The sequence below is a fragment of the Trinickia sp. Z7 genome (assembly GCF_056498045.1).
In genome coordinates this window covers 642,505-666,519 of sequence record NZ_JAUEQW010000001.1, presented here as the reverse complement: position 1 = coordinate 666,519, position 24,015 = coordinate 642,505, and the positions used below count along the sequence as shown (strand labels likewise).

Sequence of the window (24,015 nt, the reverse complement as noted above, 5' to 3'; positions counted from 1 at the left end):
CGCGTCGATTATGACTGACCTATGACCTTTTTGCTCGATATTTGGGCTGAAAAAAATGTTTTGTCAGCTTGGCTCTCGCGGCCGCGCTAGGCATAATCGGACCCGATCGGCTACCGGCGTGGATGCTGGCGACCGAAATATTCCTCGTAACCCGCAAGTTGAAGAAAGAAAGGATCGACGCGTGAGCCTTTGGTTTTTGATTTTTCTAAGCGTCCTGCAGGGCGTCACGGAGCTTTTCCCCGTTAGCAGCCTGGGGCACACCTTGCTCGCGCCTGCGTTGCTGGGCATGCATATCGACAAGCATGCGCCGCAGCTGATTCCGTTTTTGGTCGCGCTGCACCTGGGGACGGCGTTCGCGTTGCTCTGGTATTTCCGCAAGCGTTGGATCGAGCTGATCCGCGGCTGGTTTGGCTCGCTTGCGGGGCGGCGCAGCGAAGAGGGCCATATGATGTGGGCGCTCATCATCGGCACGATTCCCGCGGGCCTCGTGGGGCTTTTGCTGGAAAAGCGGCTGGAGCGGGTCTTTCACGATTTGCGCATCGTTGCGCTGGCGCTCGTGGTGAATGGGCTGCTGCTGTGGCTTGGCGACCGCTTGCAGCGCGCTCGCGCCCACCGGGCGCCGGAGAAATTGAGCTACAAGCAGGCGTTCCTGGTCGGTTTGGCGCAGATCGGCGCGTTGATTCCGGGCTTCTCGCGCAGCGGGTTGACGATGATCGCCGGGAACGCGGCGGGCCTGACGGCTGAAAGTGCGGCGGAATTCGCGTTTTTGCTCGGCACGCCGATTATTTTCGCAGCCGGGTTGCTGGAGGTGCCGAAGTTGTTTCACGCGCCGGGGCAACTCGCGGATGCGGTCCTAGGGGGCGTGCTGACGGCAATCGCCGCTTATTTGAGCGTGCGTTTCTTGATGCGCTATTTCGAAGGTCGAGGCCGTTTGGCGTCGTTCGGGATCTATTGCGTGCTGGCGGGGCTGGCTTGCTTCGTCTGGTTCGTCACGCACGGCCAGCCGGTTTGACGAAGCCGTCTTCCGGCTGCGCTCGCCCCGATCGAGTATAATCTGCGCCCCCGGCCCGCTATGGCCGGGGCGTCGTAAAATTACCGTTTGCCTCCCCATAGTTCAACGGATAGAACACGGGTCTTCTAAACCTGAAATCGAGGTTCGATTCCTCGTGGGGGGGCCAAAAATGCACCTAACGTTTCCCATCGCATACCAAAATCCCAAGCCAGTCACGGGCTTGCGGCCGGTTCGCCGCCCATCGGCGCCAAAGTTTTCCCATTGACACCCATGAGTCGCGGGGGGCTTTTCAGGGTACTTTTTGACCGATTGGGGTACCAAGATACGCCCACAGTTTAAGATGTCCCTGACTGACGCCGCGGTGCGCGCCGCAAAGCCTCGCGAGAAAGCCTACAAGCTGACTGACGGCCAAGGCATGTGTGTCTCCACGTGGCTCCGAGCGGCGCGCAGTACTGGCGCCTGAAGTATCGCGTCGACGGTAAGGAAAGGGTACACGCCATCGGCGTCTACCCGACCGTGTCGCCGCTGGCCGCCCGTCGGCGCGCCTCGCTCAGGATGGCTCACGCGGGAGTGACGGTCGGCCTTGCCGCCGCAATCGGCATCCCAATCGCCTCCCCACCCACGGCACCGGCCAGTTGCTCGAGCTTGTCTTACGCGCGCGCGGCCCTTTCTAGTACCTCGTCGGCCCACTGATTGATGCTCTTACCGCTGGCTTGGGCAGCGACGCTGACGGCGGCGTGAACTTCGGGCCTGATGCGCAGCATCAGCTTTCCTGAGGCTGGCTTTTCAGGCGCGACGCCGCGTTCCTTGCAGTCGGCCAAAAAATCGTCGACGGCGACCTTAAATTCCTTCTGCAGTTGCTTCACGGTCTCGCCGTGAAAGCTGATGATCGAACTCACGCCAAGCACGCGCCCGACGAAGATGTTGTCTCGATCATCGAAATCGATACGGGCTGTATAGCCCTTGTAGATCATCGTATTCATGGTTTCACTCCAGCACGTTCGAAAAATTCGCGCGCTTCTTCGACCTGATATTTGCGGGCTTCTTTGCCCGGATGCGGCCGGTGGCAGCGCCATTCCTGGCCATTCAAGACGAGCTTGACACGTGATCCTTCGCGCTCCAGCACCTCACCGCCAAGCGCCCGAACAAGCGATTCGATGTCGGTGAACACGATGCCGCCCTGAGTCGGCTTCGCAAAGATCGCTCTGAGCGTTTTGCGTTGTTTGCTGTTCATGCTGAGAATGATAGCAGATAGTGCTATCAAATGTGACGTGATGGCGTTTCGCTCGATGGCGCGCGAGCCGGTGCTCCGGATGCGGCGACGTCGTGGAGAGGGTGGGCGCACGCGGAGTGTTGGCTCGTGTGCGAAACCCACTATGTGCGACGCGGCAGCTCAGCGGGGGGCATTGATTTGGGATGGTCTGGTAAAACTCGGCCAGCCCAGTCACGAGGTCTTTGATGTACTGTGCGTCGACCGCGCTCGGATCGGAAAACACTCCCTTCGATGAGGGAAGCTTGATTGATTGACTGCGATCAACGGTTTCAGTACGTCCTGCGCTCGGGCATAGGCATGGAAATCGAATGAAGGCAGCTTGCCGGGTTCAATCGATCGATTCATGTTGCATCCCTCCCTCCGATTCTCGCTGATCGCTTTCCGACGCTGTCGGGCGAGCAACGCGTGTGCCGGCCCATGCATCCCTTCACCGCCGAATCCTTAACGTCATCTCAAAACTAACCAAGAGAGCATTGCCGCATGTCGGTCGCCCGCCTACGGTGAATCGAGACTATTCCTATTGGCTATTTTGCTTTTCGAAGCATAAAGCACAAAATTGATCGATGTGGTGAATTGGAACGGATTTTTAAGACCAAAAGAAGGTGAATCAATCGGTTCCATCGTTTTTGGACAAAATACTCCTCGCTAAATATTGTTGCGTCTATACCGTTCGGCTAGAATTGCCGGCGTCGTATGAGTCGCGGTCGACTCGCGGCCGTGGCGTACACCAAATTCCAATGTCGAGCATCGCGGCCGGCCACAATTGACTCGCAGTTTCCAGGAGACAAAACGCAAATCTCGGTTCAATTGTGGAATGTCAATATAGAGATAATTATTCGATCAGCTTCGTGCATTATTTCGTCGCCGCGCAATGAGGTTCATTAAATCAAAGCGGCGGTCCTTTCACGTCGCAATGGCAATAGCGAGGATGAAACGCATGACCCCCCGGCAAGTCCTATTGTTGTCTCGTCCCAGGCATCGAATCCGTATCGCAGTGCTGGACGATCACCCGATCGTCGCGCTCGGCATCGCAACTTATCTGCGTGATCAAGCCGACTTCCAGCTCATGGCGAACGTCTCCTCCATCGACGATCTCTTCGCGGTCGTCGAACGCGGCGAATGCGACGCCGCACTCGTCGATTACTACCTTCCCGGCGATCGGTTTGACGGTGCGACCTTCGTCAGGCGATTACGAACCGAAGCGCCCGCGGTCGCCATCGTGGTGTTGTCCGCGGCGCGCGCCGCCGACACCGAGTGCGTTTGCCATCGCGCGGGCGCCAATGCCTTCGTCGAAAAGACCATACCGCTGCCGCTGATCGCGGAGACCGTCCGCTATGCCGTGGCGGCGCCGCGCAAGTTCTTCGTCGTGCGGCAGGGAAAAGTCGAAGCGCGCGTCCCGCGTCCGCGCGAGGACATGCTATCGGCATCCGAGATCGAGATCTTGCGCCACATTGCAGATGGGCTCTCCGTCACGCAAACGGCAGCCCGGCTCATGCGCAGCAAAAAGACCGTGAGCACGCACAAGCGAAGCGCCATGCGCAAGTTGCGCGTCGCGGACGATCTCGGCCTCGCGCTCTTTCTCAAAGAGAAATTTCGGTATTGAGCGGGCAGGGGGCGGCGATGGCTATGGGCGCGCAACTGGAGCGAGCCGCTTCTTCGCGCGCTCGCCGATGGCGCAGCCTTGCAAGCGGCTTCGCTTGCGTGTTGGCGGCCGGGTGTCTCGCCGGCGCGGCGAACGCCGAAAAGAGCGAGCGGGCACAGCTGCGCGTGGGCGCCTATCGCGACGAAATGAGCGCGCTCGATTATGTCGATCATGCGGGCGTTCGGCAGGGCCTGAACGCAAACGTCCTGCGCGCGATCGCGGATCGGCATCGAATGGCGCTCGTCTATCGCCCGTTTTCGTCAGTGGCGCAGGCCTGGGCCGCGCTCGAGCGCGGTGATATCGACGTGGCGCCCGTCGCATGCGAGGATCCGGCGCAGCAGCGCGTCGGCGTTCTGTCGCCGCCGTATGCGCATGCTCGTATCGGCGCCGTGGTGGCGCAAGGCCACGCGGCGCCCGTGACGCTGAACGACCTTGCCGGTAGGCGCGTCGCGATCGTGGCAGGCAGCCTGGGCGCAGCAACGCTAAAGGCCCAGTTGCGCGGCGTGACATTGCGGGAAATGGCCGATCGTGACGCAGCGTTGTCCGCCGTGGCGAGCCACGAAGCCGACGCATTCGTCGGGATGCATGCGCTGAACGTGGGAGCGGTCAATGCGTCGGCGCTCGGTACGCTTGTGCCGGTCGCTATGCCGCTGTCGCTTTCTCTGTGTCTTGCGTCGCGCCGTTCCGACGTGGCGGCGCTGATCGCAGATGGGTTGGCCGCGATTCCCCCGTCGGCGCTCGCCGAACTCGAATTTCAGCCGCTGCCGTCTGCGATGCGCCACGCGTCGGCCCCCCCGGCCTTTGCGCTGAACGATGCGGAGCGCGCGTGGATACGCTCGCATCCGGTCGTGCGCGTCGGCGTTCAGCGGCTTGGCCGGCCATACGACTTCATCGACGATCAGGGCCGCTGGCAAGGACTTGGCGCGACGCTTTTGCGGCAATTCGCGCAAACGACGGACGTGCGCTTCGAGCCCGTGCCGCTCGAACCGGCGCTCGAGCCTGACCAAGCGCTGCGCGAGGGCATCGTCGATCTCATCTCGTCGTTTCCGCTCGGGGCGCCGGGGGCGGCCACGGGCTACGCGTCGACGCGCGCCTATGACAGCTTCCCCTGGTCGTTCGTGCGTGCCGAACGCGACGATGCAAGCACGAGTCGGATTGCGACGACACCGTGGCGCATGCGGCGGTTGGCGGCCGCGCCAAGCCTCGACGGAGCCGCGCTCGTGCCGCGAATCAATGCCGCGGACGCGTTGCGCGCGGTGCTGGCCGGCAACGCCGATGCCGCGCTGATCAACACGGTCGCAGCCGAAGAGCTGGGAGACCGCTACGCGCACGGCCGGCTGATTGCCGATCCGACCGTGGCCGGTGTCGAACGCATTGGTTTCGCCACGGCGCGGCAGCACCGCGCGCTCGCGCAGATGCTCGACCGCTATTTGTCTTCCTACAGCCCGCGCGAGTTGGCACGGCTCGCGAGCCGCGCGCGGCCGCTGACGATCGTGCTCGGCTATGAGAAGAATGCCGTGATCGCGCTGACATCGGCCGGCGCAGCCATTGCGCTGGCGATCATCGCAACGCTCGGCTGGGCCTACCGGCGCACCCGCGCCGCCCGCGCTGCCGCCTTGGCGGCGCATGGCGAGGCGGTCGCCGCGCGCGAGCAAGCGCTTGCGGCCGACCGTGCGAAATCGGCGTTCGTCGCGATGATGAGCCATGAAATCCGCACGCCGATGAACGGCGTCGTCGGCGTGCTCGATCTGCTCGAAACGATGGCCCTCGCGCCCGAGCCGCGGCGCTACCTGAGCATCGCGCAACATTCGGCGCGGCTGATGCTGCACGTGGTCGACGACACGCTCGACTACGTGAAGATCGAGCAAGGCGCATTGACGCTCGCCGCCGAGCCGTTCGATCTGTGCGCGCTTGCGGCGGCGGCTGTGGAACTGCACGTGCCGCTGGCCGCCCGCAAGGGGCTGGCCGTCTATCTGGCGGCGATGCCGCACTTCGATCGGCGGCTAATAGGTGACGAGGCGCGCATCAACCAGATCGTGACGAACTTGCTCAGCAACGCGATTCGCTTCACCGACCGCGGCTATGTGTTGCTGGAGGCGCGACGAAAGGTGGCTAGAGGCCGCGCGTGGCTCGTGCTGTCGGTTACCGATACCGGGGTGGGCATCTCCGAAGCCTATCGCGCCCGCTTGTTCGCGCCCTTCACTCAACAAGACACCACGACGACGCGGCGCTATGGCGGCACGGGCCTCGGGCTGTCGATCGTCAAGCGGCTGGTCGATCTCATGGGCGGCTCGATCGACATAGACAGCCGCGTTGGCGAAGGCACGCGCGTGCGCGTTCGACTGCCGATCGAATGGGGCGACGGCGCGCGCGTCTGGCCGTGCGTGGCGCCTGCGCGCGCGGTCGTGCGAACCCCGGTGCCGGCGCTGACCGTCTCGGTGCGTGCGGTCCTGACGAAGATGGGGGTTCGATGCACGAGTCACGGCAAACACGCCGATATCGAGATTGCGACCGACGCAGTGGGGGCGCTCATCGTCACCTCTCGTCGGGCCGCGCCTCGCGTCGTTCGCGGCATGGACGAGCTCTCTCACACCGTGCTCGCGGCGTTGGGGCGTGCCCTGCCGCCGCGCGCGGGCGCGCCGCAACCGATGGCCGGCGCTCGCGGCGATGAATTGCATCGCGACGATCGCCCCGGCGCGCTCGCGTTCCCGGCGGCCCCCGCATCCGCAACTGCTGGCGAGCACGTGCTGGTGATCGAGGACAACGACATCAATCGAGACATCATGGTGAGGCAGCTTCGTGCCCTCGGCGTTTGGGCCGATGCGGCGGCCGACGGCGTCGAAGGCTATGCCCTCTGGCAGCGCGCCCGTCCGGCGCTGATGCTGCTCGACTGCCACATGCCCGGCATGGACGGCTATACGCTCGCACGCAAGATCCGGCAAGCCGAAGGCACACAGGGAGGACGCACGACGATTGTCGCCGTTAGCGCGAATGCGACCCAAGACGATGTGCGCGCTTGCCGTGAGGCAGGTATGGACGATTATTTGTCCAAGCCGATCACGCGGGGCAAGCTTGCCGCGATGCTCGAGAAATGGAGGGAGGAGGCAGATGCGCAAGCCGGTAGGGCACGGATTTGAGCGGCCCGACGCATCGGCGCAGTGGGCGTTGAATTTGTCCGAGCTGCGTGCGTTGTACGGCGAGGGCGACTTCCGCCTGTTGTTGACGGTGGCGCTCGACGAGTTCGACTGTCAGCGACTGGCATTCGATGCCGCGTTCGAACGCAAACAGTGGATGCCGGCGGCGGAGGCATTGCATCGGCTAACGGGCACGGTGGCTTTTTTCATCGGCGATGAGCGCGCGCTCGATCCGCTTTGCCGCCTAGAGCGTGGCTTGCGACGGGGCGATGCGATTCAGGCGGAGCGAGCGATCGCGCAAGCCCGTGCGGCGCTCGTCGCTTTCCGAGCCGCACTCGCCGCCGAACCGGCGAATGCGCGCTAAAACGAAGGACAGAGATGCACATACCGTCGATTCCCGAGCCGTTGATGACTTTGCCGGTGGATCCGACCCAGATCGCTGCGACGGCGCCACCGAGCGACGCTCTTGAGCGAAGCGATCGGCTAGCGGTGGCGCGGGAGCCTGACCGTCCATCTGACGTCGAACTGCACGCGGTGACGCAGCAGGGTACGTCGGGCGGAGCCCGCCACGAAACCGCGAGCGAACGCAGAGTCCGGCGCGCGGCCGGCATGAATACGGTTGAATCCCCGAGGGCGACGCGCGACGCGACATCGGCTTCAGCCGAGGCTACGGCGCATGGTGCGGCGCCGGGGCTGACGCTGCTTCTGCAGACACCGCCCGCGACGGCGGCGGCGAACGCAACGTCGTCGCCTGGCGCTGGCGCGCTTGCGGCCGAAGCTGCGCTGCTCGAACGGCTGAATCTTTCATTGACGCAATGGGTCGACGAAGAAAAGGCGCGCGCATACGCGGACCGTCCGAGTGACCTCTTGCGTGCCGTGGCGCGGCAACGCCATCGTGTCGTGCCGGACCAATTTCGCATGACGCTCGACGCAACGCTGTTGGATGACGAGGCCATCCTCGACGAGGCGGCTGTCCTTCACGAGCGTCTCGGCCGTCGGCTCGCGACCGCTGGCTCGAGCCCGAGCGTACCCTCTCTGGCCGTGCTGCGCGCGTCCTTCGTCGAAGCGCTACGTGCCGCTTACGCCAAGCGCCGCATGCTCGACGCGCTGTTCGCGCCCAGTGCTTCGCTCGGGCAGACGACGCCGCATTTCGACGGCTTTGCGCTGCGCCATGCCGAGGGAAAGTCCTTCGACGATTTGCTCGACTGGCAACCCGTATGGACCCATCCCGACGTGGCGGCGTTGAACCGCGACCAGCGTCGCGCGCTCTTGACGGGAAAATTCGACGAGATGGCCGAATCGACTCAGTTTCCCGTCGGCTCGATCGCGCACTCGCTGGCAACGGTGGTGCTTCGCATCGATCGATACGGCGGCGCCGCGCCATCTCGGCACGCCGACGAGGAGACGCTCGCTCGCACCTTCATACGGCAAGAGCAGGCGTGGCGTGGCGGCACGACGTATCCGTACCATCCGCGATTGCTGTTCGCCATGCATCTGGCTAGATCGAGCGGATACGAAGTCGTCTCGCCCGACGATCTGCGGCTGATTTACGAGAACCAGGTGAGCGACCCGGCATTGGAGCTGATGGCAAGCGGCAATAGCGAACCCTCCCAGTGGCTCGCGCGCCATCTATCCGCCTGGGAAGCGCGGGGCGTCAATTGGAAGACGGCCGCACCCGCGGTGCAGGCGCAGGTGCTGCAAGGGTTGTTCGAAGCGTTGCGCGCGGCAGCGGACGAGCGCGACCCGATCGCGACCTTCGCGCAAAGCATTCGCGACAAAGGCGTGTTGACGCCCAATCGCATCGTCGGCGTCGATCCGGACGCAAGAGCGGCCGCCGTGCTCGGGTACGCCAACGAACGCTTGCTGGCGGCATACGGCCGTCCTCCGGCCTTCGATCGCCGTCAAGCGGCCGATGCAATTGTGCGTCGCCATGGTGTCGACGGTTCGTCGATGACCGATGAGCGCCATTACGTGATCGTCGGCGACAACACCCATGTGACGAAGGCCGCCTTCGGCGACATCGTGGATGAATTTCTCGACCGCGCCGATTGGGTGGGCTTTAACGGCTCGTCGATGACACTGGGCTCGGGCGTGCGCCTAACGCCGCGCGCCGAACTGCAACGCGAAGAAGAAGCGTTCAACGCGTTTCTGCCATCCGATCCGTGGGTCGTGGCGACGGCGAAGGAGCGCCTGCGAGCGCAATCGAAAGCGACGACGCCCGCGGCCGTGCAGCGTGTCTGCGCACAGATTGCCGGAAACTTCGCAGCCGAGACGGAAGGACATCGAGCGCTCGTAAAAGGGCTCGACACATGGGTCAACACGATTCCCATCGTGGGGCCGATTTACAACATCGAGGAAGGCGTGCGTCACAAAGATGCGGCGCGCGCCGCATTCGGGCTGCTGTTTCTCGGGGCGGACGGGTTCGATCTGACGACGGGCGCCGGCCGCGGCGCGCGTGCAGAGGCGGCGCATCCGGTCGTGCCGAAGCTTCGGCGCGTTTCCGGCCGCGTCGACCGCTCGACCGGCAACGCAGCGGGTCACCCCGAAATGATCGAAATGAGCGTCGACCCCGTTCGTATCGCTCGGCCCGATGCCGATGTTCCCGAGCAATTGCGGGCATTGGCGCGGCAGGCCCGCGGACAGCGCAACGTTCGGTGGCGCGATTACGATGTCGTGCATCTCGACGAAGAAGACCTGATCGTTCCCGTTCGCCGCGAAGGCGAGGTCTATGTCGAAGTCGATTGGCGCACCGGTCACCGGCTGCGCGACGCCCCTCGAATCGAACTGGACGCGGGTACGAGCAGAGGCCGGCGGCTGCATGCCGCCGAGGGCGCGCACGCGCAGGCGTTGCGCGATGCCGATGTGCGCGAGCGCCTGACGGTCGAGCGCGTGACGGATTTGCTCGCGCGCGCGAACGACCTGAAGCGGATCGATTTCGATCGAGCCATCGCCGAGTCGCTCGCGCTCGAGCCGCCGGCATTCGATGCATCGCGATTGGATGCGCCGGGTTTTTACCGGAAGCTCTACGATTCCAGCGAAACATTTCGGCGGATCTTCAATCGCCATGCCGAACTCGATGCGCGCGCGCGCAACGGTACGGCCGCACGCTGGAAAAAATGGGAGTTCGTGATTGGCGAGGCGGGCCCGCTCGGCGCGCCTCGCAAGGCATATACCGATTTCGAGCACAAGCGCATCTACATACCGACCGATGATGCGGTCCAGGCGATGACCTATGTCAGCGCCGCCGGGCCGCAGGCCATGACGAGCGAACAAGTCTATTTGCACGAGGCGATCCACGCGTTGACCGGGGCGCGCGATCCGGAGCGCGCGCTCGACATGATGAATCGCGGCCCAGTGGTTTATCTGACCGACAAGATCTTGAGCGAAGCAGGCTACGCGATTCCCGAGCAGATCATGTATCGCCAAACGAACCCCTCGCCCGAGATGCCGATCGATCAGACCGTCGAGTTTCAAGCGGGCGCCGCCGCACGCACGGCCGCACGCGAAAACCGCTATCTGGACCCGCTCGTGGACGAGAAGCGCACTTTCCTTCGGGCGGACTCGCTGGTGGAAGGCGTTCCGGTGGCCTCGCGTCCTACCGTCGTACGCACGAACGCGATTCTTCGCGAGATCGAAGACGAGGGCGACGAAGTGTTCCTGGGTCGGCGCGACTTCAGGACGAAGTTCGACAAGAATTTCGGCTTTTATGTGCAGGACCGAAACATGACGACGTCGCTCGCCTCCGATTCGATGGTGATCATCGATTTCTTCGAGCGGCTTTACCATCGAAGCGTCACGTTCCGCCGCATGTTCGACAAGATGCCCGTGACCGAGGCGACGCAGGCCGAGCCGTGGAAGTTCGTGCTCGAGGGCGATCTCGAATTCGACGCGATGTCGCCCGGCGGGCGGGCGCACGGTGTGAGCGAAACGTCCAAGAAGATCTACGTTCTCGACGATGGCGCGCGCTATTTGACCGAGTCCGGCCTACGCGAGGTGGAAATCGAGCGCAAGCTGGCCGGGCAAATGATCAGCGCGCTGACGGGGCAACCGAAACCGCCGGCCGCCCAGGGGCTCGCCCACCGAGGCGCGGCGGTGTTCTTGACGGACCGGATCTTGAAAGAAGCCGGTTTCAACTACCCGCGTCAGCTCGTCGCTGCGCTCGTGGGACCGTCCGATGCGGGCGCGCAAGCCGCATTGCTCGCGCGTCAAACGCAGGCGTTGCGCAGCGCCACCGCGGAAGACCGCCACCTTCTTCTCGGCTAACGACCGAGGCCGGTCGCCGGCGTTCTCTTCCGACCGATCGCGGCGATGGTAGCCGAGACGCCGACAGGCGAAGGGCAGGTTGGCATCGCGTTATTGCGCGAGCCGGTCGATTCGAACGGTTTCCGAGAAAAGCCCCGGCAGCGTTCCGAGCTCTTGAGCTTCGCCGAGGGCGAGTCCGTTTTCCGACGGATAGCGAGACAGCGCAGGCGCACCGCCGGTGAAATAGAAATCGCCGAGAGTGGCGTCGGTCCGTCGAAACAGCACGAGCGCGGCGCCGAGTTTGTCGTGCTCGAATTCGGGGATGACATCCGACCACGACATCGCGCGTAATGTCGCTGCCGGGACCGCCTCGCTCGTCGCGGCGCTCAGGTCGAGTGTGGCGACGTCGACCATGCCTTCTTCGCTCGATGCGTCGAGATGAGGCGTGAGCAGAATCAGCGTGTTGCAGTCGCGCCCGTGCACGGCGCCGATCGTCACTTTCACGAAGTCCGGGTCGAAACTCGCCGGCAAGACGTTGCGCTCGCCGACGGTCATGCGCTTCCCGTCATTGGCAATGGAGGTGAGCGCGAGGCGGCCGTTTTCCCCGTCCACCGCAACCAGCGAGGCGGGGCCGCCCGCTGTCTCGCGCACCAGCAGATTGACGTTGCGCGGCAGGTCTCTGGCCTGCGCCCACAGCACCGGCGCCGATCCCACCGCAAGGCCCGATCCTTGCGGTGACGCGACCCACAGATCGAGTCCGCTATCGGCCCGTTTCTGCGCGATCAGCACGCTGGCCCGGCCCGCTGCGGTGAAGTCACCGGCCACGTATTGCTGCGTCAGTTCCGGCTTGAATGCGGTGCTGGTTTGCAGCCAGAGGCGCGGCGCCTCGAAACGGTCGCCGGCGCTGCGAAGCAACCAGAACGCGGTCCCGCCCTGGCGCGCCGAGACGATCATCAGATCCGCCTTGCCGTCGCCGTCGAAATCGCCGAGCAGGAAGCGCACGCTGTCGAAGCACAGCTTGTCGCCGGCGCAGCTTGCTCTTGTGGCGAGCGGATCGAATGGGACGACACTTGCGTACCACAGCGCGGGCGGCGCTACCTTGGCGAGCGACGCCGCGTAAACGGTGAACCCCGGGCCATCGCGCTGCCGCTGGACATACACGGCAGACTGCTCGCCGGAGCCGACAACGTCGCCCACCATGGCGGCGGCGAGCCGGAGATCGTTCGCCTGGGTGTGTCGCCTGGTGGCCCAACGGTAGCGCGTGGTGAGCGCGGTGCAGCCGCGAACGGTCGGCTTGCCGTCGTTTTCGCCGAGGCAATGCCGCATAGGCGTATAGACGAGGCCGAAGTCCCACGGCGTCCAGCGCTGCGCCACGTCCCATTGATCGCAGGTCTCGGCGACCAGATAGCCGTCGCGCTCGGCGATGCATTGGGAAGTGGCGACGTTCACGAGCGCGGCGTTGCGCGTGTTGCCAGGATAGACGGTTAGCGGATTCCAGCGCCATTTCTGGGCCGGCGAGTCCGTGCACGCGGCGAGCGTTGGCGCGCGCCCAGGACCCGGCGCGCTCAGGCAGCGGCTCGACGCCGCGTTGAAGAGGCGAATCGGGTGAGAGACGAAATCCGGCACGCGGTGATCGGTGCGGTCGGCAACAGCATAGCGGCGTGAAATCCAGTTGCCGTCCCACTGGAACTCGCCGAATACATGCGACGAGTCGCTGCCGTCGATCGCAAAGTAGCTGGCGACGATGTCGCGTTTGCGCTGCACTTCGGCCGCCGAAAGGTTGGCCGGCCAGTTGCCGGTCGGATAGGTCACGTGGTAGACGATCGGCTCGCTCTTGCCGAGCGTCTGGGCGACATGGCGTGTAATGCGCGCGGTGAGGATGTGATCGGGATGCTCGATGAACGGCACGGTATCCGGGTCGAGCGTATAGATCAGCGTCGCCGACGCGAGTATCGCTTTCAACGTGGCGGATAAGCCGTCGCGATCGTATTTGACGCGCACGGACCCGTCGGCGTTCATCGGATAAGTCGAGAGCGTGGCGCGTTGCTCCCACAGCAGGCCGAGCGGCACCAGGCCGCCGCGCATCGCGCCCCCGGGCAACCGCAGTTCGAGCAGCCGCACTCGTGGGCTCGCCTTCAGCACCATCTGATGCACGAGCTTGCCGGCAATCGTCACGTTGGACTCGATCCACTCGTCGGGAGCGCCCGCCATGCGCGCATAAGCGAGCCGCGAAGCCCGCTCGCGCGTTTGGACATAAGCGAAATCCGCGCCCTTGGCGCCGCCGACCAGATGCACGGTAGTGATGCACCAGCCCGCGTCGAGACGTTCGCTGATGGCGGGGTCCACGAACAGCAGATCGTCGTCGAGGTGAGCCACCACGGTGACCAGCGTACCGGCGCCGCAGTCGGCCGCGCGAGCGGAGCCCGGAAGGAAGGCGAACAAGAGCAGCGCGAGATGCGCAGCCAATGAATCGCGAACGAGCCGGGTTGCCGATGATCGCATCATGATTCGAGCCCCGAGGGTGACCTCGAATCATACTGTGCCGGCCAGGGCCGCCACGTTGGCGAACTCACAATTGGCGCCGGAATGCGGCCGGCGCGGATGCAAACCGGCGCGCCCGTCCGCGGGCGCCCCCGCACGCCGGATGCCGAGCCGGGCGGGGCGCCGTGGGGCGAGCGACGCCCCGCGGCCGGCGGCGGCTGCCCGTCGAACGCAGGCGCAGCGCCACTGCGCAAGACTGAGGATGCTCACTATTCGGGTAGTGCTAGCGTTAGCGGTCGCCGTTTTCCGCTCGCGGCTGGCCGTCGCAAAAGCACTCCGAATTTTGTCTGATTCTGAGATGTTTCGACCTTGTTGCAACCGATCGATGAGGGTGGCTCGAGCGTGGTCAATCCATTCGCATTGCCGGCGCTGCGCGCTTTTCGCTGCCCGGCCGGGATATAGCGCTGCGCCGCATCCTTTTTTGCTGCGTTTGCGTGGGAACCGTCGCCATGCCAGGCGTTACTGAAACGGCTCCATCCCTTGGCGCACTACGATGATCGCTGCTTCACCGTTGCTACGTATCCTGTCGAGTTTGCGCTCGCATGTGATTGAAAAAGCGCGATTGACCCGGTGCCTGACATGGCTGGGCGCGCGCGGCGACGCTTGCGCCGCGCTGTTGGTCACGCTCGTGGTGGCGATGATGCTGCTGCCGGTCCCGGTAGTGATCATCGATGCGCTGATCGGCGTGAATATCGGCGCTGCCGTATTGCTGGTTGCGCTCGCGCTATATCTGCCGAGCGCCGTCGCCTTTTCGAGCTTCCCGGTCGTGCTGCTGTTGACCACGCTGTTTCGGCTCGGCATCGAGGTCGGCGCCAGCCGTTCGATACTGCTGCACGCCGATGCAGGCGAGATCGTCGACACGTTTGGCCGCTATGTCGCGGGCGAGAACTTGGCGGTCGGCGTCATCGTGTTTTCGATCGTCGCGATCGTGCAGTTTCTAGTCGTGACCAAAGGTGCGGAACGCGTGGCCGAAGTGGCGGCGCGTTTCACGCTCGATGCGATTCCCGGGCGGCAGATGGCGATCGACGCCGATCTACGCGCCGGCTTCATCCGCCCCGAGACAGCCCAACAACTTCGTGTGGAGCTCGCGCGAGAAAGCCGGATGCACGGCGCGATGGACGGGGCCATGCGCTTCGTCAAAGGCGACGCCATTGCCGGGCTCGTCATCGTGGCGATCAATCTAACGGCGGGGATAGCGCTCGGCATCGCGCAACACGGGCTCTCGTTCGAGCAAGCCGTGTCGCGTTATTCGATTCTCACCATCGGCAATGCGCTCATCGCACAGATCCCCGCGCTTCTGATCGCGATTGCGGCGGCCTTGTTGATTACGCGCGGCGGCGAGTCCGGCGCGGCGGGTGCGACGGTGGGCCGCCAGATCGCCGACCAAGTGGGCGGCGCGCCGGCCGCTTGGTTCGTGGCCGCCGGCGTGATGGCGATGTTCGCGGCGGCGCCCGGTATGCCCTGGCCTGTGTTTCTGCTTCTTGGCGGCGCGATGCTCGGGGCGGCGCTGTTGCGGCTGCGCCGCGAAGCGCGTGCGCAGGCCCGATCCGAGGCGTCGGCGGCGGCGCCCATGCCCGGCGTCGTTCCCGACAATGCCGACGTACGCCAAATCGCGCCGATGCGTCCGCTCGTCGTGTCGCTTGCCCAGCGGGAGACGGATGCCGACGCCGAGCAGGTAGCGGCGCTCATGCGGGCGGCCCGCCGAGTCCGCAACGAACTCGTCTTGCGCTACGGCGTGACGGTGCCTGTCATCGAAATCGACGCACTTGCGCGGGCAGGCGAGTGCGACTACGAAATCGCCATTTACGAAGTCGTGGTCGCGACGGGACACCTTCATCGCGATCGGGTGTGCGTGCCTGTGACAGACGAAATCGAAGCGCTTGCCCGCGAGCACGGCCTGTCTCAGTCGTTTCCGCTCATCGACGGAGCAGTATGGCTCGAGCCCCATCGGTTGCCGGAAGCGGCTGCCGGGGATGGGCTGCGGTTGGGACCGACCGAATACTTCGCCCTGCTGCTGCGTCGGCTGTTGCACCGGCATGCACCTCAGTTCGTCGGCATTCACGAGGCGCAGCTCGTGTTCAATTGGCTGCAGCGGGAACTGCCGGCTACCGCGAAGGAGCTCTCGCAAGCGTTGACGCTGCCGCGATTCGCTGAAGTCATGAAGCTGCTCGTCGTCGAGCGCGTTTCGCTGCGCAACGTGCGCGAGATCGCCGAGACGCTCGTCATTTGGGCGCCGCGCGAGACGGAAGCGTCGGCGCTGGCCGAGCATGTGCGCGCGGCGCTCGGGGCTCAAATATGCCAGGAGTTCGCGCACGGCGCAGTCCTGCATGCTTTATTGCTTGCGGGGGCGTTGGAGGAAAAGCTCGAGGCGGCGCTGCAGCAGACGCCGCGCGGCGCGATGCTCGTCCTCGACCACGACATGACGCAGGCGCTCGTCGAGCGTATCCGCGCGCTCAACCGCGCGTATGTCGAGAGGCGGATCGCTCCCGTTCTATTGACGACGCAGACGTTGCGCCGGCCATTGCGACAACTGCTTGCCGAGGACCTCTTCGATACGCATGTGCTGTCCTATGCCGAGGTTGGGCCGATGCAACGGGTGCAGGTGTTCGCCACGGTTTGCCTCGACGGGCAGACGGCGGTTGCGCAGTGAGGTATCGCGACGCATGCCGGTACGCTTTTCTATGGATCGGGATCGCAGACGACATCATCAATTTCGATCGGAACACTGGGACGTTCTTTTAGAAGTTCGATCTCGTCGACGATTCGATAAACGATCGCGACCGCGCGGTAGCAATCGGGCGGAATCGCCGCTTGCAGTTCACCGTGCTGCAAAAGACGGCGCGCGAGCCGTCGACATTGGAATACGGGGATGCGCTCGAGCAAAGCGCTGTTCGTCATCGCGCGCGCAACGTCCTCGGTTGCTTTGCCGATGACGATAGGCGCTTGCGACGCATCTCCGGCGTAATCGAGCAGGACGGCGATATGTTCGGGGTTGGTGACGAGCGCGCGTTTGCCGCTGCGGCCGCGCGTCGATGCGCTCGCGGCGGCCTCGCTGAACTGTGTGCGTTGATGGGCCCGTAGCAAGGGATTGCCGTTCGCTTGCTTGAGCTCGTCTTTCAGTTCGCGATGTGACATTCGCAGGCCCCGGCGATGCTGCCATTTCGCGAGGATCGCCGCCAGGACGGTTGGCACGAGTAAAGCAGCGAGGAGCGCGCGAATGAAACCATGTAACGTGGTGATGCCCGCTTGCAGATCGAAGTCGAGCGCTTGCCAAGCAACCATCGAATCGATGACGGGAAAACGACTGCGCAATTGCCACGTGCCGATGGCTGCGAGTAACCCCGCGCTAGCCAATGAAATTCCGACGGAAACGAGGTTGTTCGCGCTGAAGCGTTCCTTCAAATGCTTTACGGCGTTCAGCCGCCTCATCGACGGACCCACCGCTTTCGGCGCGAGCGACAGTCCGCCGACGGCCCAAGCGGCGACGATCGAGCCGGCGATAGCCGCCGCCATCACAGGCGCTATCGCGATGGCCAGTAGGCGCATGGCCTCTGCAGACATGCGGAGCAACGCTTGCGCGTGATCCAACGCTTCGAGGCGCGCGAATACGGCGTCTTGGAGGCGGAGCCAGCGTGCCAGATTCGCGTCGATCGATGCGAAGGCGACCTCGGCCGTGAATACGGCCACTGCGAATCCGGCGAGCACGTCGCTGCGCGCGGCGTTGCCCTCGGCGCGTGCATCGCGCAGGCGCTTTTCCGTCGGCGGCAGCGCTTTGTCGCTCATCGCTCGAGTGTGTCGGCGCCCGACCGCTTGCCGCTCGACCGTCCAGTGCCCATCATGGTTTGACGGACATACGGCCCGGCGCTGCATCGCGCATCGAGCGATCAACTTCGGTGAGATGTCCGGCGGCGGTATCGGCCGCTGCGTTCAACAGGCTGGGGAGCGTCAATGCGAGCAGGAGCAGCAAGGCCACGCTTTTGAACGGTAGCGCAGCCACGTAAGCCGGGAATTTCGCGTTGACGCGAGATAGCAGCGCGAAGCTGGCTTCGATCGCGCCAAGCGCCAACAAATAGGGCGCGGCGAGCGTAAGGGCCCATCGCATGGTCGACACGAGCAAGTGGCAGACCGGCGCCCATGCTTGATCACCGAGAGATGGCAGCGGCGCTAGCGCCGGCCAAACGGCGTAACTCGTCCATATGATGTCGAAGAGGGCGAAGAGGCCGCCGGAATGGATCAGAAAGACGACGAGGGCTTGTTGCAACGAGGCGCCGAGCACGGAGGCGTCGATCGAGGCGGCGGGGTCGAGCGCCTGTGGATTGCCGCCACGCTGGTAGTCGAGATAGGTGCCGGCGGCCTCGATGGCCCAGAACGGCACGGCGACGAGGCATGCGATCGCGATCCCGAGCGCAATCTCCTTGGCGCCGGTCGTGATCCAGTCGATGGCGGACATCGGCGTGCTAGCGAGCGCCGTCGCCACGCCGGGGGTAATCGGCAACGCAAGCGCGAGCGCAATCGCGGTCCGTGCCAAACCGCTCAGCGCATGGGCAGCGAAGACCGGCACGAGCACCATCGCGGGAAGCCAGCGCAGGGCACATAGGGCCAACGCGGCCACGAAGGGGACGGCGGATTCGATGGAGCCCGTCACGTCGAATCGTCAAGTGCGCGCGACGCTCGCCAGATCGAACGCTTGCTCGACCATGCGAACGAGTTCCACGCCGACACCGTGCCCGGTGATCGCGACCGCGATACCGACGACGACCAATTTGACTGCGAACGGCAATGCTTGGTCTTGTATCTGAAACGCCGACAAGACGAGTGAAATCGCGATGCCGGCGCACGCTGCGGCGAGCGCGAGCGCAACCGAGACCTTGAATGCGAAGAGCAGTGCGTGCTGCAACAAGGCGAGCGCTTCCGGCATGGCGTCATCCTTGGTAGGAGAGGACGAGGGCGTGCAGCAGCTTTCCCCATCCGTCGGCGAGCACGAACAACAATAGCTTGATCGGCAAGGCGACGATCATCGGCGGCACCATTTGCATACCCATGGCAAGCAGCACGTTGGAGACGAGAATGTCGACGGCGATGAATGGGATGAACAACAGCAGGCCGATTTCGAACGCGGCCTGTAGTTCCGAGACGACGAAGGCGGGCACGGCGATGCTCCAATCGTCGCTGCGTGCGGAAGCGCGCGCGGTGTCGGGCCAACTTTTTTGCGCCAGGTCGAGAAAGCGTTCGCGCTCGCGCTCGCTGCCGTTGCGGAGCACGAATTGCTTGAGCGGCTCGACCACGGCGAGCGCCGCTTCGATCTGCGACGAGCCCGATGCCGGCACGGCCGGGATTGCCCTTGCTTTGTCCATGCATGCCGACAGCGTTGGCGACATCACGAACAACGTCGCGACGAGGGCGATGGCGTTGAGGGCCAGCGTCGTGGGCGCTTGTTGGACGCCGAGCGCGTTGCGCGTCAGTACGAGGACGATCGAAATCTTGAGATAGGAGGTAGTGGCGATCGCGACGAGCGGCAGTAAGGAAAGCAGCCCCAATAGCGCGATCAGTGCAAGCGGGTGCTGATCGGGCATCATGGCCGCGGCTCGCCAGCATGGTTCCGTGGCCACTGCGTGATTTCAACGGGCAATTCGATGCAGGCGCCCCGTCGAGCTTCGCTCTTATCCGGCGTCACCATGTCAGCTCCGCCGCAAACGGACCTGTGAAAATCGCACGTCCCGGCTCGATGCGCACGAGCGTGAACCCGCGCCACCGGCTGCCCGGCAGCAATACCCGACCGTCGTCGGTCACGATGAATCCATACGGGCCGCCGTTTGCGCTGCCGATCGAAAAGGGAGGGCGTTCCTTCGTCTCGTTCGGGTACACGGCTGCGGCCAGCAGGCGAACGCCGGAGGCCGGTGTCGCGGCGGCCGTTGCCGCTGGTTCGAGACGGAGCGCACGGTCCGCGGACGGTGCGGCGAGCACGCTCGACGCATGGCGCGCAGGTTCGCCGATGCCCAAACGAGATGCCGCTTGCCCACCGAGCGTTGCCGCAAGCGCGACGATTAGCGTTGCGACGACGAGCGCCACTGCGAGCTTGGCTTTCAAGGAGAAGCGCGGTTGAGCCGACGGTGCTCGCTGTTCACCCGCGGAGTTGCTCCATGGTGCGGTTTCTTCCTCGCAGGCCATCAGCACCGGGCCGGCGAACCAGCGCGCACCGGCGCCGATCTCGATGTCGTTCCTCGCAGGAGCGCCGGATGGCGATTCGCCTTGCTTCTGCGGGGAGGCATACATGCGACATGTCCATGACGAGCCTGTCGCTCGTTCTAGGATGGCCGCACGCACGGGCATACCCGGGTCGAGCAAGACGATGTCGTTTTCCTCGCCGCTTCCGATGCAGACCCGATCGCCTTCGAGCGGAAGCGCAGCGCCACGGTGTAAGCCCGTCAAGATGCGCAGTTCGAGCATGGCCGATTGCACTTACCTGTCTCGAAGCGCGTTTGCGCTGATGAAGATGGCACGCTGCTCGGCACGTGCGGTTGCAACCGGGTAACTGGCGATCAGGCGTGGCGGCGCCCCGCTTTCGACCGTAACGGCGGTGTCGAATTTGACGCTGCTCGTGTTCGCCCAGGTTTGGCCTGGCAGGCCGGTGGGCTGGGCCATCAGCAAGTCGACATCGACTGCGATCGCGGTTGCGCCGGCTTCTGCCGCCGGCACGATGCGTGCGGCGAGATCCAGGCGATCGCCCTGACTGCCGTCGCGGCCGTTGACGGGTTGCTCTCCGGTTTTATCGGCTGTGGCGCCCCCTTGCGACGACTCGGCGCCGATCGTGAGCGTGGTATGGGCGTTCATGCGCCCAACGAGGATTTGGCGATTGAGCACGCGCACGCGCTGGTCGGCGACGGCCTGTGCGAGTTGCGTCTCGAACGAGACGGTATTCGAGGATCGATTCGTTTCCATGCCCCTATCGCCACGTTCGCCGGCCGCTTCCAGCGCACGCAGCGTCGCGGCATCCGCTTCGATCACGAGCACTTCCATCGAGACGAGCGGCGAGGGGCGATCGAGCGCGTCGATGAGCCGCTGGATGTCGGCGCGCAGGCTGCGGTCGGCCCATACCATTACGGCGTTCGTGCTTTCGTCTGCGACGACGCTCACGGCCGTGGGCGAGGGCGAGGCGATCGCCCCGCGCGCGCGTGGCGTCGCAAGCGCCGGGGCAGCGGCCGCGGGCAGTCCGATCCATTGCGCGAGCGATGGCGCCGCGCTTGGCAGCGGCGGCATATCCGGCTGGATTGGCATCGAGAAAGCCGGTTGTGCGATTGCCGCGCCCGGGGCGAGCAATTCCCGTAGCAGCGTTGCGACGCCCGGGCGAACCGAAGGCGAGGAGGCCGGCGCTGGCCGATCGACAGCTTGCGCATAACGCAGCGGAAAAATCATGGCTTCCGTCGCGGCCCCAGTGCTTCGAGAATGAGCGTCACCCGCTACGAAGCGCCGCACGAGCGTCCGGTATGCCCGCGGGCCGCCCACTAGAACGGTGTCTCGACCCTCCAACTCGCCCCATCCGAAGCGCGCATCGTAAATGCCGACGGCTTCGAGCGCGTCGCGCGCGCTAGCGGCGCGCATGCCGGCCAACGCGATGCGCTCCACGGCTGAATCGTGCGCCGAGCTCGCATGCAACGTGCGGTTTGCAACGAACCATGAGAAGTGGTGCGCCTGGGCGAGATGCTCGAGAAAGGCGTGGCCTGAATCGGCGCGCAGCCAGCCGTCGAGCTTGCCCGACTGCCAGAGCGGATGCGTGCTCGCGTCGATGCGCAGCGCCAGGCCGTGATCGGCTGCGAATCGATGCAGCACCTCTCGCACGACCAGGTTCGAGGCGTCGAGCGCATAGGGGGCAGTCAGCGTGGCGCTTCCGGCTGCCAACCCGGCAGGCGTGCTGGCGCTCGCGCCGGCGCCGGGGGCGAACGCGCAAACGGCTGCGAGCAAGAGATGGCATAGACGCAGGGGAAGCGCCATCGCGCTACCGAATCTCATTGATGACCGTGCGCAACAAGGCGAACCTCATTTGCAGATCCGTCGTTGCGCTCCAGTTCGCGAGCGAGACGCCGCGCAAGGACTCGACATAGTCCTGCCACTGCTCCGGCGCGGCTGGCGATAAAGAGCGGCGCAGATGTTCGGTGTGGCGCAGCGCATTGAGCAACTGAGTTTCGGCGATAGATGAAGTCATGTGTCGAGAAGGCTGATTCGAGCAATTGCATGGGAGACGGGCACGGACAGCTGTACGAGGTGTCACGCGAAAATCGAACCGTGCCAACCGCGCCAATGGAGGCGGGAAGGCGTTCGGCATGTGCGGCGAACGGCGATGGCCCGGCGCCAAGACGAGCGAAGCGTGTCATGGCCCTCCTGTCTGTTCGAAGTGCCGGTCGAGCTTCGCCCGCAGGCGCGACAGCCGCGAGCGAACGGTCCCGACCGGGATGCCGAGCGTGGCTGCGACGTCGACATAGCTGACGTTGTCGATGAACAGCAGTTCGAGCATTCGCTGTTGTTCCGAAGACAGCGATTGCGCGAAGTCGAGGAACCGCAGGAATGTTTGCTTCACGGACATGCAACGTTCGGGCGCACGCGTATCGACGAGCGCCTGTTCGTGGTCGTCGATACGTTCGGTCACGAATCGATAGTCGGACGCGCGGTTGACGTGATTGCGCACGACGTTGAGCGCGATCGCCGTGAGCCATGTTTTCGGCTGCGCCGTGCCGCGATACGACATGCGGTTTTCCCAAGCCCCCAAATAGGTCGATTGCAAAATGTCTTCGGCATCTTCCGCGCTGCGCACCCGGCGCGCGATGAAGCGATAAATGGAACGGCCGTGGGCGCGGTACCAGTCATCGAATTCGCTGGTCCGATCCGCGGCAGTCGATCGGACCGCGTGCGAGCGTGTCGAAATCATAGGCGGGTCGAAACTCATGACATGGCGATCCGCGCATCATCTCGGAGTTACCTCGCGGTAGGACCAGGTCGACTGAAAAATCGGACGATATAACGCCTGGCGACGCGGCTCGAATCGATTTCGGCGGTGGAATGGAACCGCGCCGCGCCGGCCGTTACTAAGTGCGCAATTCCGGCCTTCGATCGATACGCGGAAGAGCACCCGTTCAATCTCGATAAAGAGGGAAGTCCAATGATGACCATCGCAGCCATAGTTCCCGCAATTCAAGCTGTCGGTTCGCTCGCCACGCTGGCTTCGTCGGTCGTGTCGGCCCTGTCCGGCGCGTCGGAAGCGGCGTCGCCGGGTGCGGCAGGCGCGACGAGCAGCGCGGCCGCAAATCAGATGGAGCGCGTCCTGCAACGGCAGCAAACAATGCAGCTGAAGGCGATGGAGATACAGACCGAGGCCAGCATCCAAAAGATGATGACCGACACGGCGAACAGCATCGCGAGCGGCCATCTCGATTCCGGGACGAAAGTGCAGAACGCCAGCATCAAAGCGGCGCAGGGCATTCACTTTTAACGTGTGCGGGCAATCCGGCGGGCGCGAGCGATCGTGCCCGCCGTCCAAGGTGAAGAACATGATAGACGCAGTGGAAAGCTTCGCCGCGCGCGCGGCGGATCAACGGTATGCGGCTCGGTGGGCGGCGCAGGCGGGGATCGCATTTGCACGTGAAAAGCGCCGTATCGACGCGGAACATGCGCTGGCATTCGTTCATGGGCACGCCAAAACGGAACTCGTCAACGCATGGCGCAACCTCGCCCAGCAGTTGCGGCCATGACCGCCGCGAATTGGGAGGCGATGTCCCTCGGTGTCGACTCGCCCGGCGTCGTTTCCCGCTATGTCGTTTCGCCCGTGGGCGGCGAATTCGATACGTTCGCCGCCGCCATGCGCGCCGTACCCGTCAACCGGGTTTCGCTCGGGGCCGCGGCGCCGCAGGCGCCCTCCGCCGGTTCGGCGGGCCCATTCGTTCCCGCGCTTGCACGCCGGTTGGACGCGCTCGCTCGGCATCGGGTGGAGGCGCAGGCGCTGTCCGACGATTTGGCCGGCGCTTGGGCGAGCGGCACCGATCTGGCCACGCTCGCGGAAAAGATGCACCGTCAGGCACGCGCCATGGCCTCGTACAACATGAGCGTCATGTTGAGCGCGAAACTCGTCGGCGTGACGACGGGCGCGCTCAAACAGTTGACGTCGCCGACATGAACGGCCTGT

21 protein-coding genes and 1 tRNA gene are annotated in these 24,015 nt (G+C 64.5%); 11 read left to right on the top strand and 11 right to left on the bottom strand.

The genetic code is table 11. The annotated features are described in order from the left end of the window. The first annotated feature begins 181 nt into the window (after nt 1-181). The 3 genes from QQS38_RS02990 to QQS38_RS02980 all read left to right on the top strand — a co-directional run bounded on the left by QQS38_RS02990 (nt 182) and on the right by QQS38_RS02980 (nt 1,705). Nucleotides 182-1,012, top strand: a complete 831-nt coding sequence (locus QQS38_RS02990) for an undecaprenyl-diphosphate phosphatase (protein ID WP_479643868.1) — start codon at nt 182-184, stop codon at nt 1,010-1,012. Nucleotides 1,013-1,103: 91 nt separating this feature from the next. Next, nucleotides 1,104-1,178 (top strand) — tRNA-Arg (locus tag QQS38_RS02985). Between the two features lie 251 nt (nt 1,179-1,429). Beyond that, nucleotides 1,430-1,705, top strand: coding sequence for an Arm DNA-binding domain-containing protein (locus QQS38_RS02980; RefSeq protein WP_479643867.1), 276 nt, complete (start codon nt 1,430-1,432; stop codon nt 1,703-1,705). Here the strand turns inward: QQS38_RS02980 and QQS38_RS02975 are convergent. Next, a complete protein-coding gene (locus QQS38_RS02975; protein ID WP_479643866.1) occupies nt 1,663-1,995 on the bottom strand; it encodes a type II toxin-antitoxin system HicB family antitoxin in 333 nt (110 codons plus the stop codon). The two genes, QQS38_RS02980 and QQS38_RS02975, sit on opposite strands and share 43 nt — an antisense overlap. Continuing rightward, on the bottom strand, nt 1,992-2,246 hold the full coding sequence (locus tag QQS38_RS02970) for a type II toxin-antitoxin system HicA family toxin (RefSeq protein ID WP_479643865.1): 255 nt from the start codon (nt 2,244-2,246) through the stop codon (nt 1,992-1,994). Before QQS38_RS02970 ends, QQS38_RS02975 begins: the two co-directional genes overlap by 4 nt. A gap of 976 nt (nt 2,247-3,222) precedes the next feature. On the opposite strand from QQS38_RS02970, the gene QQS38_RS02965 reads away from it, so the two are divergent. From QQS38_RS02965 to QQS38_RS02950, 4 genes are all read left to right on the top strand, one after another. Next, a complete protein-coding gene (locus QQS38_RS02965; protein ID WP_479643864.1) occupies nt 3,223-3,888 on the top strand; it encodes a response regulator transcription factor in 666 nt (221 codons plus the stop codon). Nucleotides 3,889-3,911: 23 nt separating this feature from the next. Continuing rightward, the gene (locus QQS38_RS02960; RefSeq protein WP_479643863.1) at nt 3,912-7,064 is read left to right on the top strand and encodes an ATP-binding protein; all 3,153 of its coding nucleotides are present in this window, start codon (nt 3,912-3,914) and stop codon (nt 7,062-7,064) included. Beyond that, nucleotides 7,036-7,425, top strand: a complete 390-nt coding sequence (locus QQS38_RS02955) for a hypothetical protein (protein ID WP_479643862.1) — start codon at nt 7,036-7,038, stop codon at nt 7,423-7,425. Before QQS38_RS02960 ends, QQS38_RS02955 begins: the two co-directional genes overlap by 29 nt. A 245-nt stretch (nt 7,426-7,670) precedes the next feature. Then, complete coding sequence (locus QQS38_RS02950; RefSeq protein WP_479643861.1) at nt 7,671-11,324, top strand: PipA/GogA/GtgA family type III secretion system effector; 3,654 nt, start codon at nt 7,671-7,673, stop codon at nt 11,322-11,324. A gap of 90 nt (nt 11,325-11,414) precedes the next feature. Here the strand turns inward: QQS38_RS02950 and QQS38_RS02945 are convergent, their stop codons facing one another. Then, complete coding sequence (locus tag QQS38_RS02945; RefSeq protein WP_479644089.1) at nt 11,415-13,805, bottom strand: PIG-L family deacetylase; 2,391 nt, start codon at nt 13,803-13,805, stop codon at nt 11,415-11,417. Nucleotides 13,806-14,337: 532 nt separating this feature from the next. Between QQS38_RS02945 and QQS38_RS02940 the strand changes: the two genes are divergently transcribed. Then, a complete protein-coding gene (locus QQS38_RS02940) occupies nt 14,338-16,494 on the top strand; it encodes an FHIPEP family type III secretion protein (RefSeq protein ID WP_479643860.1) in 2,157 nt (718 codons plus the stop codon). 29 nt (nt 16,495-16,523) lie between these two features. On the opposite strand, the gene QQS38_RS02935 is transcribed toward QQS38_RS02940, so the two are convergent. The 8 genes from QQS38_RS02935 to QQS38_RS02900 all read right to left on the bottom strand — a co-directional run bounded on the left by QQS38_RS02935 (nt 16,524) and on the right by QQS38_RS02900 (nt 22,764). After that, on the bottom strand, nt 16,524-17,627 hold the full coding sequence (locus QQS38_RS02935) for an EscU/YscU/HrcU family type III secretion system export apparatus switch protein (RefSeq protein ID WP_479643859.1): 1,104 nt from the start codon (nt 17,625-17,627) through the stop codon (nt 16,524-16,526). A 52-nt stretch (nt 17,628-17,679) separates the two neighbouring features. After that, the gene (gene sctT, locus QQS38_RS02930) at nt 17,680-18,489 is read right to left on the bottom strand and encodes a type III secretion system export apparatus subunit SctT (protein ID WP_479643858.1); all 810 of its coding nucleotides are present in this window, start codon (nt 18,487-18,489) and stop codon (nt 17,680-17,682) included. A 9-nt stretch (nt 18,490-18,498) separates the two neighbouring features. Continuing rightward, nucleotides 18,499-18,762: a flagellar biosynthetic protein FliQ gene (locus QQS38_RS02925; protein WP_479643857.1), complete on the bottom strand. Its 264-nt coding sequence runs from the start codon at nt 18,760-18,762 to the stop codon at nt 18,499-18,501. Nucleotides 18,763-18,766: 4 nt separating this feature from the next. Then, nucleotides 18,767-19,420 carry a type III secretion system export apparatus subunit SctR gene (gene sctR, locus QQS38_RS02920; protein WP_479643856.1) on the bottom strand — a complete coding sequence of 218 codons (654 nt, stop codon included), beginning with the start codon at nt 19,418-19,420 and terminating at the stop codon, nt 18,767-18,769. A gap of 94 nt (nt 19,421-19,514) precedes the next feature. Next, nucleotides 19,515-20,303, bottom strand: coding sequence for an FHA domain-containing protein (locus QQS38_RS02915; RefSeq protein ID WP_479643855.1), 789 nt, complete (start codon nt 20,301-20,303; stop codon nt 19,515-19,517). Further along, a complete protein-coding gene (locus tag QQS38_RS02910) occupies nt 20,304-21,851 on the bottom strand; it encodes a secretin N-terminal domain-containing protein (protein ID WP_479643854.1) in 1,548 nt (515 codons plus the stop codon). It abuts the gene before it with no gap. Then, entirely contained in the window at nt 21,838-22,044 is a 207-nt protein-coding gene (locus QQS38_RS02905; protein ID WP_479643853.1) for a hypothetical protein, read from the bottom strand. Before QQS38_RS02905 ends, QQS38_RS02910 begins: the two co-directional genes overlap by 14 nt. 165 nt (nt 22,045-22,209) lie before the next feature. Continuing rightward, complete coding sequence (locus QQS38_RS02900; protein WP_479643852.1) at nt 22,210-22,764, bottom strand: RNA polymerase sigma factor; 555 nt, start codon at nt 22,762-22,764, stop codon at nt 22,210-22,212. A 231-nt stretch (nt 22,765-22,995) separates the two neighbouring features. Here QQS38_RS02900 and QQS38_RS02895 point away from each other — a divergent pair, with 231 nt between their 5' ends. Genes QQS38_RS02895 through QQS38_RS02885 form a run of 3 tightly spaced genes read left to right on the top strand, consistent with a single transcriptional unit; the run spans nt 22,996 to nt 24,006 of the window. Beyond that, on the top strand, nt 22,996-23,325 hold the full coding sequence (locus tag QQS38_RS02895) for a type III secretion system major pilin HrpA (protein WP_479643851.1): 330 nt from the start codon (nt 22,996-22,998) through the stop codon (nt 23,323-23,325). Nucleotides 23,326-23,383: 58 nt separating this feature from the next. Further along, on the top strand, nt 23,384-23,584 hold the full coding sequence (locus QQS38_RS02890) for a hypothetical protein (protein ID WP_479643850.1): 201 nt from the start codon (nt 23,384-23,386) through the stop codon (nt 23,582-23,584). Continuing rightward, the gene (locus QQS38_RS02885; protein ID WP_479643849.1) at nt 23,581-24,006 is read left to right on the top strand and encodes a hypothetical protein; all 426 of its coding nucleotides are present in this window, start codon (nt 23,581-23,583) and stop codon (nt 24,004-24,006) included. Before QQS38_RS02890 ends, QQS38_RS02885 begins: the two co-directional genes overlap by 4 nt. The last annotated feature ends 9 nt before the right edge of the window (nt 24,007-24,015 follow it).